The 12743-nt window shown below is 55.2% G+C and carries 10 protein-coding genes; 1 reads left to right on the forward strand and 9 read right to left on the reverse strand.

Features of this window, described 5'->3' with window-relative positions; translation table 11 throughout:
- Positions 1 to 81: 81 nt before the first annotated feature.
- The 9 genes from ACWIKB_RS28125 to ACWIKB_RS28165 form a co-directional block, all read right to left on the reverse strand.
- Positions 82 to 1110, reverse strand: coding sequence for a DUF3322 domain-containing protein (locus ACWIKB_RS28125; protein WP_475270761.1), 1029 nt, complete (start codon positions 1108 to 1110; stop codon positions 82 to 84).
- A complete protein-coding gene (locus ACWIKB_RS28130; RefSeq protein ID WP_475270763.1) occupies positions 1107 to 4469 on the reverse strand; it encodes an ATP-binding protein in 3363 nt (1120 codons plus the stop codon). The genes ACWIKB_RS28125 and ACWIKB_RS28130 overlap by 4 nt, the downstream gene beginning before the upstream one ends.
- A gap of 69 nt (positions 4470 to 4538) precedes the next feature.
- Positions 4539 to 5192, reverse strand: coding sequence for a DUF4194 domain-containing protein (locus ACWIKB_RS28135; protein ID WP_475270764.1), 654 nt, complete (start codon positions 5190 to 5192; stop codon positions 4539 to 4541).
- 2 nt (positions 5193 to 5194) lie between these two features.
- Complete coding sequence (locus ACWIKB_RS28140) at positions 5195 to 6646, reverse strand: DUF3375 domain-containing protein (RefSeq protein ID WP_475270765.1); 1452 nt, start codon at positions 6644 to 6646, stop codon at positions 5195 to 5197.
- A gap of 472 nt (positions 6647 to 7118) precedes the next feature.
- The gene (locus ACWIKB_RS28145; RefSeq protein WP_475270766.1) at positions 7119 to 7391 is read right to left on the reverse strand and encodes a hypothetical protein; all 273 of its coding nucleotides are present in this window, start codon (positions 7389 to 7391) and stop codon (positions 7119 to 7121) included.
- Positions 7392 to 7411: 20 nt separating this feature from the next.
- Positions 7412 to 8035: a hypothetical protein gene (locus tag ACWIKB_RS28150; protein ID WP_475270767.1), complete on the reverse strand. Its 624-nt coding sequence runs from the start codon at positions 8033 to 8035 to the stop codon at positions 7412 to 7414.
- Entirely contained in the window at positions 8032 to 8613 is a 582-nt protein-coding gene (locus ACWIKB_RS28155; RefSeq protein ID WP_054050248.1) for an RNA polymerase sigma factor, read from the reverse strand. The genes ACWIKB_RS28150 and ACWIKB_RS28155 overlap by 4 nt, the downstream gene beginning before the upstream one ends.
- Positions 8614 to 8630: 17 nt before the next feature.
- Positions 8631 to 10349, reverse strand: coding sequence for a vWA domain-containing protein (locus ACWIKB_RS28160; RefSeq protein ID WP_475270768.1), 1719 nt, complete (start codon positions 10347 to 10349; stop codon positions 8631 to 8633).
- A gap of 89 nt (positions 10350 to 10438) precedes the next feature.
- Complete coding sequence (locus ACWIKB_RS28165) at positions 10439 to 10999, reverse strand: YbhB/YbcL family Raf kinase inhibitor-like protein (protein ID WP_475270769.1); 561 nt, start codon at positions 10997 to 10999, stop codon at positions 10439 to 10441.
- A 141-nt stretch (positions 11000 to 11140) separates the two neighbouring features.
- On the opposite strand from ACWIKB_RS28165, the gene ACWIKB_RS28170 reads away from it, so the two are divergent.
- Complete coding sequence (locus ACWIKB_RS28170; RefSeq protein WP_475270770.1) at positions 11141 to 12670, forward strand: FAD-dependent oxidoreductase; 1530 nt, start codon at positions 11141 to 11143, stop codon at positions 12668 to 12670.
- Positions 12671 to 12743: the final 73 nt, after the last annotated feature.

A 12743-nucleotide genomic window follows, 5' to 3' on the forward strand; every position in this document is an offset into this window, starting at 1 on the left:
GCGCAACCGACTCGCTATGTCTGGAACGCCAAAGGCGAAGATATCTTGAACAAAATCCAGCGCGCCCGTGAGGCAATGGGCTCATAGGCTAATGGGTAAATTATTTAGAGAACAGCACACTAGCGTTTTGCGGTCCATCAGAAAAGAATCAACATGATCAAAGCGGCGGCGAAGCTGGTTCAGAATTGCGAAGCCGTGCGTATCGATATCCCCCCAATAATGAATCGTACAGCGCGAAAGCCAACTGGCCCGGCCCACTGCTTCCCAGCCATAACCAGCGCCGAAGATCACAATGGAATTCGATATGGCAGGAAAGGCAAGAAAGTTAGTTTCGTTCTCAGTAATGAACACATGCCCTACGGATAAATCCAGCTTGGCAAAGTTGTCCGAATCCAACGTAATATCGGGCAATATTGAGCCGCGCATTAAAGCAATCCGATCATCAAGCACTCGAAAGCGAATTCGCGCCGGTTTATCTAGAAAGCCATAGCGAGCAGCAAATTTTCCGATGCCCGTTTGCTCAAGAGAAATGGCCTCTTCCGGCAGCGCCAAATCGAATAGCTCACAAAGTACTCCCCTGTACTTTTCCATGAATTTGCTATGAATCCCCGGAATGTCTACCTGCCTGAGGTAAATACCCGGACGTTGATGCTTAGTGATCCAATCAACTATTTTCAGTAAATGAGGCCACTGCGCTGCAAGCTCGATAGCGAGCAATGGTCGTGCACACAACCAATGGACCAATGAAGGTTGTTCTTGGCGTGTAAGAGCGAGCATCTTCACAAAGCTCTTTAAGTCTTCGCTCTTTCCAATCAACGCGGTTGCAGCTTCTAGGGTGTCCACCCAGACCGTGGTCGGGAGGCGTTGGACACCTAAAACCCTGTGATTGACTTCACGCCATTCAATTCGGATATAGGGAATGGCGGTGATACTGGTGAGCCACGACCTTACTGAGTCGAACTCTCCGCTTAATTCCCCAGAGCTTGGTATTTTCAGCGTTAATCGTCGTGGTATCCATGCATCACCCATCACAAGAGGGCGCAGCAAATCGCCACGCTCCCAAAGGCGTCGTAGTTGATGCTTAAAATCGTTTGACGTTGACCAGGTCATGATGAGAAGTCTGACTTATTCAATCGATACTCTTCGATCGAAAGATTGCGCAGTTTGGAGGCCTTACCACCGTCGTTCTGAACAAAACCTACACTGGAGACGAAAGGTTCAATGATATGGATTTTCTGCAAGGGTGTGACGATGAGTAGCTGCAAGTTAAGCTGCTGAAAGAGCCTCAAGCCGTATTGTGCAGACTCATCAGAACCGCGCCCAAATGCTTCATCGATAACTACAAAGCGGAACGAGCGCGAACGCACGGCTCCCCACTCCAAGCCAAATTGATACGCTAGACTCGCCGCTAGAATGGTGTAGGCAAGTTTTTCCTTTTGCCCACCGGACTTGCCGCCGGAGTCGGAGTAATGCTCATGCTCGCGGTCGTCCTCGCGCCAACGTTCACTGGCGGCAAATAAAAACCAATTGCGTACATCAGTGACCTTGGTCGTCCAGCGCCGATCTTGCTCTGAAAGCCCCTCTCGACCACGAAAACGGTCAATGATGGTTTTAACCTGCAGAAATTTAACCTCTGAGTACTGAGCGTCATCGGAACCGGTTAGTGCCCCTTCGGTACAAGCACGCAACTCAGTCTGAAAGTCTCGAATCTCGGCATCGGGACTAACCTGCGACTCAAGTACGATATAGCGCCCAGGATTGTAGTCAATCTGCCCTAAAGACTCGTTAATTCTCGCAATACGCTCCTTGATGGTTTCACGCTCCCGAGCGAGCTGGCCGTTGAAATTAGCAATCTCGTTTATGGTATTGACGTTGAGCAATTCCTTGAATCGCAGCTCAAAGCGCGGCAGATCGTCTCGGTTCAGTTGGTCAAGTAGATCTCGATATTCAGAAGCAGCGTTCAAGTCTGCGTCAAACTCACTGGTTTCGAGTTTGTAAATCTCCTTGTAGGCCGCCATCGCCTTGATGATCTTATCTCTAAGGCGCTCCAGTACCTTTGCTTCGGCGTCTATCCTTTCCTGCAGTGCCTTGCGCATCTCGCTTTCACGGTTGTCACAGGACTCAACAGAAAGCTGGTGATCGCCCAGCACATCCGTACGCAACTCATTTAACCGATTACGAGTTTCGATCAAGATGTCAGTCAGTAGATTGCTCGTTTCGAGGCGCAATGCCGTAGCGGATTCATGTTTCGACTCGATACTGCCGAGATCCTTGTCCATGTTCGATATATCGGTCTCGAGCAAATCCAACTCAGATTGCACTTTTTCGAGCTGGGCACTTAATTGCAACAAAGTGTCATTGGCAGCTTCCAACTGCGCTTTCTCATCTTGTAATCGCGCGACTACGGCAGCGCAGCTGGCCCAGTCAACATCCCGATAGTCATTAAACTCGTTGATCGCGGCCAATGCATCGAGTTGCTGACGCCATTCCTGTCGAAGTTTTTCACCTCCACCAATGTCTGAGCCGATTTTGCCCAGCAGCAACTCAAGAGTGCCTTTCGTAGCCTCCAGCGCGGCTATTTTGGCGGTATTGCTCCAACCCAGGACAAAGCGGCTACGGTCATCCAGTCGATGGCGGTCATCTTTTTCATGACGCTCCCCAGGAGCCTTGATTTGGCCGGATCTGGAGATAGCTCGAGTCTCTCGGCGAAACTGCTCTGATGTCTCACAGCAGACGAAGTTGAAGCGATGAGCGAGCTCGCGCTCTAACCAGCGGTAAAAAACTGAATCGGGTTTGACGCTTAGCCTTCTTACCAATGATTCCGGATGTATGTCTGGCGTATCACCCTGACGTGGCGACCGAACCCTGAAGTACACCAGTCGCCCAGCCAAATGAGTTCGGTCGACCCACTCCGCCACTTGGGCGTAGTGCTCGTCCGGGACCAACAAGGCCAAACCGAAATTATGCAGGACCCGTTCAATAGCACCCTCCCAGCCAAAATGCTCTTCTCGAACCTGTAGCAACTCCCCGACAAAGGGCATAGTTTCTTCATCGAATCCGAGCGCCTCGCACATAGCTGCGCGCATGTTGATCTGGATTGACGGAATATTGCTGCGCCTTGCCTTGAGACTGTTGATCTCGCCTAACAACAGGCCATGCTCACTCTTGCCTTCACGCAGTGACACGCCCCATTCAGTGATCTGATTCTGTAAATCAGCTTCCTGCTGGCTGATCTCTTCGCGGTGAACCGATGTTCGCTGCCTCAGCCGAGTGAATTCATCTTCATCATTGCCGGAAGATTCGCCTATTGCAGAAAGCAGTTGTGCATAACGTTTTGCACGTTGTTGTCGCCGATCACGTTCGCTTTCCTGCTCGCGTATTTCCGCAGCCAGTTCCTCCAGCCGCGCTCCGCCGTGATCTGCAACCGCACGCTTGAGCGACTCCACCTGTTTGCGTAGCCCGTCTCGTTGTTCAGTGCCACGTTCTTTTTTCTTGGCTAATCGCGCCAATTCCTCAGCCAGCGATTGCAACCGCTTATCCAACAAACTGAGCTTGAGCTCCGAGAACCATGGCTTAAGGGCTTCACGGCAGTCACGTAAGCTTTCATGTTCCGCTGCTTGCATTCGGTGTCGCTCACAATCCGTCACAAGAGGCACGAGCAATTCCACTTGATGCTTTGCTTTAAGCACAGCCTCATGGGCCCGACTCAAGTCATCGAAGTGAGTGATCAAAGCACTGATACGTTGCGCGGCATCGAACGGTTCTAGCATATGACTACGTACGAAATCGGTAAGATTGCCTACTGACTTCATCGACACCGTTTGATGAAAAAGTTCCAATGCTTGATCATTGTCTATACCAAGGCGGCGCCGAAACCAAGCGCCGTACTTGGGGAAACTATCCTCGATATCGGCGCCCAGAGTTCGCAGTCTCTTCCGTAGCAATACGAAATCCGAATTGAAGTTAGCAAAGTCCTTGGCGATGGACAGATCGCTTTCAGTTCCAACATAGAAGCGAGCTGGCTGACCTTGAGCCTCCTTCATCCAAAATACTTGGGCTAAGGTGACCGTCTGGTCATATCCAGCATTGCGAAATACGGCAAGAATCACCGAATAGTTGTTGTGATTGCGCAAGGCAACAGGCTTAGCCGTCCCCGTCACCTCATTGCGTTCTGACTTGTAATGTCCAAGTACGTACGAGCGTAGTGTTCGCTCCTTGTTATCGGCACCTGCAGCTTTGTTGTAGGCAATACGATGAGCAGGTACGAGTAACGTTGTAATCGCATCCACTAGGGTGGATTTTCCGGACCCAATATCACCTGTAAGCAAACTGTTTTTGCTATCGGGCGATAACGTCCAGACCCTGTTGTCGAAAGTGCCCCAGTTGAACACCTCCAACCGCTGTAGACGGAAGCCCGACAACGTATCATCGCCTACGAAGTCCAACCCTAATGATTGCGGTTCATTCATTGTGTATCTCCTTAAGTATGTACAGCTATCAGCAGGTGCACTTCCATGTCCCTCTGCACTCTCGCCTTTCTAACCCTTATCTTCCCCCGGTCTCTCGAATTCATCAGCGAGCCGAGCTTGATACTGCGCCAGTCTGTCATCGAATTCCGCCAGCCATTGAGCGTCGACGAAAGCCTTGAGAATGCGGCGTACCTCATAGTTGGCAGATCCGCTTGCCGTCCTAAGACGACGCAAAAAACCCAGTTCAACAATCTTGGTGATATGAGTCTCAATCTGGTCGAAAAGCTTCGCTTCGTTACTGCTGTCAGGCAGGAATACGCGTATTAACTCGATAATGTCGTCATGCGTCAGAATTAGTCGTGTATCACCTCCACTGGCATCGAACTCTGCAAGTTTCTTGCGCAGTAGGGCCAACAGCAGGCTGACAGGGAATGACAAAGGGCGACGAGCGACAAGACGAGGAGTCTTCAGAGCAACGTTTTCTTCGGAGAGTTCGGGGCGGCTTTTGAGAAAAGCGTAGCCCTCAGCCTCGTCGAGCATCAGGTCCAGCCCCAAAACAGCTACGTAGTCACGAATTCGAGCCTGCAATTCGAAAAGCGCCCCCCACCGCCTCTCATCGCCCTCACGGTAAATAACTCCCTTTAGTAGCGAAACCACCAGTGTTGAAAGGTCCATCTGACCAGACTGCATCGGAGTGCCAAGAGCGGCTGGCTCTTCGTTCATTCTCACCTCACAAAAATAATGCGCGGCAGCAGAGCCTGCTTGCTGACTAATGCGCCATCGCGGGCCATCGCATCCCAATCTATAGACTCAGGTGTAGTTTCATCCACCATCGTTTTGAACGAATCACTGCCTAGCTGGAGATAGGCAATTAACTCTGCCAACCCCTGCTGCAATGGCTGTAATTCGGTCAGCTCACGCAGTGTGATTTGTGAACGATCCTGCAATGCGTGACGGATATGGCTAGCTAACTTTGCAGAATCAACCACCCGCTGTGAATACAATGCACCGGCATCAACATCCTCCTCTCCAGCGTGCAGAGCTAATTCAGCAAACACGGGTTTGAGGGCTGGCGTATGCAGAGGCCGCTCCATGGTCAGCTCAATATCAGCAGCCAGTTCAGCGATGGTCATGACCTCACCCTGTGGGGGGTTATCCCGGGCATTCAAGGCTTTTGCTTCAATGCCCCGCAGGATGTCCATGATCCGACGATTCTCCAACCAAACCTGATCGTCCAGAAAGCGTCGCAGTTGTTGTGAAAGCTGTGCGACCGTTCGTTGCGTGTGCTCACCCGCCTCTAGCCAGTCGTAATGTACTCGTCGAGTGCGGATGTCTGGTTTAAGCTCAACTACGGGCGCCAATGCCAGCACCCGATCAAGCAGATCAGTCAATTCTTCTTGACGTCGACTTGACATCAGGAACCCCCAAAAAGCTCTAAAGCTACGCCCTTGATCAGAGTCCGAAATTGCATCTCGTTCTCCCATGATTTCTTCCAACAGGGCGCCTTTAGCTCCGTCCCACAATGCAATACGCTCACGTACATGCCGATCAAGCAACCGGAAGTTATGCTCGACCTCTCGAAAATCAGAGAGTAATTCTCGTGCCAACTGAGTGAACTGCTGAAAACGGTCCTTCAAGGCCGTGTCGTCTAACAACGGGATATTGCCTGCTAGGATTTGGGCAATCTCTGCATCGATATCATCACGTCGCTTTTGCAAATCGGTAATGCGCTTGCCTGGATCAGACTCACTACCTTCGCTCATTTGCTTTAGCAGCTCGAACAATGTCAATAAACGAGACTCAGTCCCTACGAAGCCGCGCTCAGCCAGTGTGTCTAACCATGCAATGGCTTTCTCGGTTGAGGGAGTCAAGTCGAATTGCGGCTCATCAGACCCCTGACGGTAAAATTTGCGCAACCAGCCCTTCTCGGGACTGGCCCATTCATTAAGATAATGCATCGCAGGCTTGGGAAAAGCATCCTCGTCCAATCGTCTGCGCAATAAGTACAGCTCATCCTCTAACGCTTCAGCCAAGTCAGCAGCGGAGATGACACGTACATTGGGAGTTACAAATACTCGGTTCAGAAAGCTAGCCACCAGCGCCGCATGGTCTGAACGCAATAATCGCCACGCTGGATGGTGCGTACGCATGGCATCTAGGGTGGCGTAATCGATCACTGATTGATTCCTGAGCGTTAACTGGCGACTCGACAATGTCGCCCCTCTGCGGAATTTACCAGCGCTGAATTGTTTCACCGTCCGTACGAATGGCGAACCGAACGATTCAAGGCACGTATCGGTTCTTGTTCATCGCCTCACGGCTTCGATTTACGCGTCCTTCCCACATTCGGTCAACCTCATGCAGTTGCGCTTCACTTGGGTCGCTATGGTCAGTTTACGGCGGAACTTCCACCTGCAAGATTGGGCCCATACTGGGCGCGCATGAAAAAGCCCCAAAGCTTAAGCGTCGGGGCCTTTTGGGTTTTAAATGTTTTAGCCTAGTGATCGACGCTGCTCGATTCGAACAGCCTGCCAATATCTCTCGCGCTATGTAGCATCCGCTCGATGTGCACATCGTTAGCGATGACGCAGTAAAAAATCAGATATCGACCATAGCGAAAACAAAAAAACCGCCGAAGCGGTTTTTTTATCATTCAGTCGTCCAATCAAACTCGTCATATTCATCGTCGTCCTCGTCCCCATCCTCCAACACCTCATCCTCAACGGTGTCTTCCTCAGGGGCGACTCCTTCCTGCTTATTCAGCAGAAATTCCTTACGACTCTCGGCAATGGCCCGTCTCAACTCCTCCCCTTTATCAGGGCAGTTGAACATTTGGGCGATGCGATCGATTTTTTTCGCCACGGCTTCCTCCAACGCATCGGCTATGCCCCGATAGTGCGCGCTTTCGGGGGTTGTTGCCAAATTGGCAGAGGCTCTTTGGCTCAGTTTTTCTTCAAGGCGTTGAGTCGCGCGGTGAGGTTTTGGTCAGGGAAACGCTTGTGCAATGTCTTCAACAGCTCATCGGCGGCTTGGGTTTGACCGGTGTTTTGCAGGCGCAGCACTTCGCGTAATTGATCATCAAGGGTTTTCACCGGAGCAGCCGCACGTTTGCTGACCTTGGCTTCGTCTGCCATTTCCGCGCTGATGGATTCGCTCTGGGCGGGCGCGGCGTAATCAGCCATTGGCGCAGCGGGTGAAGGTGCAGATAACGCGCCAGCCGGCGCGGACAACGAACGCGCTATCGGTGCAGGCGCTTCTTTCTTAGCAGCCGCAAAGGATGAAGTTTTAGACGCCGGGGCAGAGTCGAACTGCGGTTCTTGCTCCGGCGTACGCTGCACCAGCGCCAACATCAGTGCCACGCCAACGAGGCTGGCAAACGCAACTTGCCAAAGAGGTTTCTGGCAAGCCTGGACCCAACGCTGCCAAACGCTCGGTTTGCGTATAGGCGTTTCCCGGTGTGCAGCGGCCAGGATGAAGGCATCAAGATGCGTCGGTGGGCCATCGTTGCTGTGTTCACGATAGTGCTTCAACACTTCGTCTTCTTTTGTAGAACGGGCGTCAGTCATGTCAGTACCTCCTCGGCCAGCAGCCGACGCAGTTTTTGCTGGGCGTAGCGCAAGCGGCTTTTGACGGTTTCCAGCGGTGTTTCGGTGAGGGTGGCGATTTGTGGCAGGTCGAGGTCGCCGTGGGCGCGTAGCAGGAAGACTTCGCGTTGATCGGCGGGCAGGGTTTGCAGGGCGGTTTCGAGGCGCTGGGTGTCGCGGCTGAGGCTCAGCAGTTGCTCGGGGTCGGCGGCGTTGTCGATCACGGCGTGGGCCTGTTCGTCGTAGCTGTCGTGCAACGGGTTGTGGATGCCATGTTTGCGCCAGTGGTCGATCAGTCGGTTGCGGGCAATCTGGTACAGCCAGGTACGAAAATTCGCCCGGCCTTGTGGCTGACTGGTGCTGCGGATCAGGCTCAGCCAGGTGTCCTGGTAGACCTCTTCCGCCAGTTCAGCTTTGCCGCTGAGCCCGAGGAGAAATCGATAAAGACCCTGACGATGACGGGCGTACAAGATCTCGAACGCCGGCCCGTCGCCCGAGCGATAACGCGCCAGCAGCGATTCGTCGCTGCTGGCGTCGGTGCTCAATTCAGGAGCAGTCATATCAGCGATGATCCCTTTCACTCGATGCGGTTGGCATTGGACACCTGATTCGATGCCGTGGAAAGCCGCAGGCTCTGGGCCAATTCGACCAATTGCACAAACTCTGCGCGCAGGCCGAAGCGGTCATCGCCACGAGCACCGCGGGCCAGGGCTTCGGTGTCTTTCAGGCTGAAATTGCCGGTGTAGCGACCGTCCTTCAACTGCTGAGAAAACGCTGCCACTGCCGCCGCAAATCGTAGGTCATCACTCGCTTTAGCAACCGAACTGTTGCCAATAGGCCGTTCGATCAAGCGACTATTCCCACCCTCAGGCAACTGATATCGCACGCGCAGCATCGCCATTTCTTCAGACTTTCCACTAGAAACAGCCGTGGAGTCACCATACCGCAACGGCTCCAACCACCCCTTCTCGCCCTTCGGCACAATTTCATACAACGCCGTCACCGTATGCCCCGCGCCAATTTCCCCGGCATCGACCTTGTCGTTGTTGAAATCCTCACGCTTCAACGCGCGATTTTCATACCCCAACAGCCGATATTCACTGACCTGCGCCGGGTTGAACTCCACTTGCAGCTTCACGTTCTTCGCGACCACGTCGAGGGTCGAGCCGAGTTGATCCACCAAGACTTTGCGCGCCTCACGCAGGTTGTCGATGTAGGCGTAGTTACCGTCGCCGGCATCGGCCAGTTGCTCCATCAGGTGTTCATTGTAGTTATCCACACCAAAACCCAGGGTGGTCAGGGAAATGCCGGTCTTGCGTTTATCCACAGCCATTTGCTTGAGGCTGTCGAAGTCGCTGCTGCCGACGTTGAAGTCACCGTCGGTGGCCAGCAGGATGCGGTTGATGCCTTTGGGGATAAACGCCTGTTGCGCCATTTGATAGGCCAGTTCGATGCCTGAGGCTCCGGCAGTCGAGCCGCCCGCCGTCAGTTGGTCGATGGCTGTACGAATCTTCGCTTTTTCACGTCCGGAAGTCGGCTCCAGTACCACACGGGATTCGCCGGCGTAGACCACCAGCGACACCCGATCCTGTTCGCGCAGTTGATCGACCAGCAATTTCAGAGTGCTTTTGACCAGTGGCAATCCTTCACGACGGTCCATCGAACCCGACACGTCCACCAGAAACACCAAATTTGCCGGAGCCAATGACGCCACCGCACGGTCCGAAGCCTTGATGCCGATGCGCAGCAAGCGGGTATGCGGGTTCCATGGCGACGGCGCCAATTCGGTGGTCACGCCGAACGGCGAGCCATCGGTGGGCAAGGCGTAATCGTAGGGGAAGTAATTGACCATCTCTTCAAGTCGCACTGCGCCCTCGGGCGGCAAACGTCCCTGATTCAGCAAACGCCGGACATTGGCGTAGGCGCCGGTATCGACATCGGCGCTGAAGGTGGAAACCGGCGCTTCGGCGACGCTGTGGATCGGGTTGTCTGCCAGCGCTTGATACTGCTCGCGCTGCTCATCCCGATAGCCGGGCGGCGCGGCTTCAGACATCGGCGCGAAGCTGGCCATCGGTGCCGCACGCACACTGCGCTTGGCCATCGCGGTATCCGCCATGACCGCCTCAGGCTGCACCAACACTTCAGTTTTCAACTCACCTTGAGCCGGTGCCGGCGACGGTGGCGCCACGACAGCGGAATCAGGCTTGGACGAAACACCACAACCGGCAACGGCCAGCAGCAGCCCGATGGCGAAACCATGGGCGGCCGGACGGAGGAAATGCAGAGGGAGGGACATGGGGGCTGACCTCAGGAGGAAAATGATCCATTCATCCTCTGAGACGGACAGCCCGCCAGGTTCGGGTTAAACCGCTGTGAAATAAATCTTCAGCGGTGATAACGCCGTACCACGCTGCTGTTGCGCAGCACGTGATCTTTGATCTTTTCCAGCAGTTGCGCGCGGGTCAGGCCGGCCGGCAAGGCGTCCGGTGCCAGGTCCAGGGCGTAAATCTGGATGATGTAGTGGTGCGCGCTGTCGCCGGCCGGCGGGCAAGGGCCGACATAAGTCGTGGTGCCTTTGACGTTCAAGCCACCGACTCCTTCGAGGGCGTTTTTAGCACCGACACCGGCCGGGATCTGGCGGGTGGTCGCCTTGATGCCGTAATGCACCCAGTGATCGACGCCCTGGCCTTTCGCGCCGTCGGGGTCATGCATGACGATGGCGTAGCTGAGGGTGCCTGCCGGGCCGGCGGTCCAGTTCAGGGCTGGGGACTGATTATGCCCGCCACAATTGGGCGCATCGCTGGCAGCCGCCGAAGTAAACAGTCGATCGTCCGTGACACCTGGGATGTTGAGGGTGAAACGTTCCTGGGCCTGCACGGGCAATTGCACGCAAAGGGCGACTGCAACGGCCGCCAGCCAAGGGTTCAGAGAGGTCAATCGGGTCATTACCGGAGCACCTTGTGCGGGTTGGGCCGTCGTCGGCTGGCAGACTATAGCCGGACCGTTCGCGCGGTGGCAGTGGCAATTGAGCTGAACCTCGGGATAAGCGCCAAACTCAATAGAGAAACACCTGCCTGGAGAGCGCTCATGGCACTTCACCGCGTTGCCCGTTTCGCCGATGTGCCGGAAAACCGAGGCCTTGAGGTCCGGATCGATGACACCAAAATTCTCCTGCTGCGGGTCGGTGAGCAATTGCGCGCCTTCCAGGGCGAATGTCCCCACGCCGGGGCACCGCTGGCCGACGGCGCGCTGTGTCACGGACGGCTGATTTGTCCGTGGCACAAGGCTGCCTACCGAATCGAGGACGGCGCGCTGTGCGAACCGCCGTCCCTCGACAGCCTCAAGCGCTACCGGCTGGAAATACGCGAAGACGAAGTCTGGGTCGACGATCAGCCCATGTCAGATCCCCACACGCCGCCAGCGGACGATGAGCGAACCTTTTTGATCGTCGGGGCCGGGGCCGCAGGCACCGCAGCGGCGGCAGCGTTACGCGAGAAAGGCTTCGGCGGCCGGGTGCTGCTGATTGATCGAGAAAACGACGCTGGTTACGACCGCACCGTACTGAGCAAATTCGTAATCGCCGGGGAGATGCCGCCGGAAGAAGTCCCGCCCCTGCGCGAAGAGGCGTTTTATGGCGAACAACGCATAGAACGCATCCGCGGCGAAGTGGCGAGCCTCAATGCGCAGGACAAAACTTTAAAACTGGCCGACGGACAAACCCTGAGCTACGACGCCGCGTTGCTGGCTACTGGCGGCATTCCCAAGCCTCTGGAGCTGCTCGGCGCCAACCTGCCGCAAGTCTTCCTGCTGCGCTCGAAGGATCAGGCGCAGCGAATTCTCGACGCCGCCAAACCCGGTCAGCGGGCGGTAATCATCGGTGACAGTTTCATTGCCCTGGAATCGGCTTCGTCCCTGCGCCAGTTCGGGCTGGAGGTCACCGTGCTGGCCCGCCATGCCGTGCCCTTCGCGGTTCAGTTCGGCGAAGCCGTCGGCAAGGCGATTCGCGCCTTGCATGAGGCCCATGGCGTGATCTTTCACACCGACGGCGAAGCAGCATCCATTGAAGGTTCGGCCAAGGTCGAAGCGGTGCTTCTGGACAATGGCCAACGGTTACCGGCGGATTTGGTGCTGGTTGGCATTGGCGTCAGTCCGGCCACCGCGGTGTTTGCCGACCTGCCGAAGGAAAAAGACCAATCGCTGAAAGTCGATGGCGGGATGCGCGTGGCCGAAGGCCTGTGGGCGGTCGGCGATATCGCCACCTTCCCGCTCAACGGCCAGCCGCAACGGATCGAACACTGGCGCCTGGCGCAGCAACAGGCGCGGATCGCTGCCTCGAATATGCTCGGCGGCGATGAGCATTATCTCGACGTGCCGTATTTCTGGACGTGGCACTTCGGTAAAAACTACGACTATCTGGGTCATGCCGAGAGTTGGGATGAGGTGGAATTCAAGGGTGATCCTGACCATCCGCCGTTTATCGGGCTGTTCGGCAAGCACGGGGTGGTGGTGGCTGCGGTGGCTTGTGAAGAAGAGCGGGCGATGGCGATGCTGGCGGAGCGGATGAAACAGCCGCTGCCGGTGGATGAGGCGTGGCGGCTGGTTCGGGATATTGGATGAATTTGAATGTGTAGGAGCGAGGCTTGCCCGCGAAGGCGATCTTACGGGCACCTTCGCGGGCAAGCCTCGCTCC

The organism is Pseudomonas sp. 5Vm1k, from assembly GCF_056161485.1.

Excerpts from the sequence above, each read along its gene's own strand:
- ACWIKB_RS28125 (WP_475270761.1), bottom strand. The coding sequence starts at position 1,110 with ATGACCTGGTCAACGTCAAACGATTTTAAGCATCAACTACGACGCCTT.
- ACWIKB_RS28130 (WP_475270763.1), bottom strand. The coding sequence starts at position 4,469 with ATGAATGAACCGCAATCATTAGGGTTGGACTTCGTAGGCGATGATACG.
- ACWIKB_RS28135 (WP_475270764.1), bottom strand. The coding sequence starts at position 5,192 with ATGAACGAAGAGCCAGCCGCTCTTGGCACTCCGATGCAGTCTGGTCAG.
- ACWIKB_RS28150 (WP_475270767.1), bottom strand. The coding sequence starts at position 8,035 with ATGACTGACGCCCGTTCTACAAAAGAAGACGAAGTGTTGAAGCACTAT.
- ACWIKB_RS28155 (WP_054050248.1), bottom strand. The coding sequence starts at position 8,613 with ATGACTGCTCCTGAATTGAGCACCGACGCCAGCAGCGACGAATCGCTG.
- ACWIKB_RS28160 (WP_475270768.1), bottom strand. The coding sequence starts at position 10,349 with ATGTCCCTCCCTCTGCATTTCCTCCGTCCGGCCGCCCATGGTTTCGCC.
- ACWIKB_RS28165 (WP_475270769.1), bottom strand. The coding sequence starts at position 10,999 with ATGACCCGATTGACCTCTCTGAACCCTTGGCTGGCGGCCGTTGCAGTC.
- ACWIKB_RS28170 (WP_475270770.1), top strand. The coding sequence starts at position 11,141 with ATGGCACTTCACCGCGTTGCCCGTTTCGCCGATGTGCCGGAAAACCGA.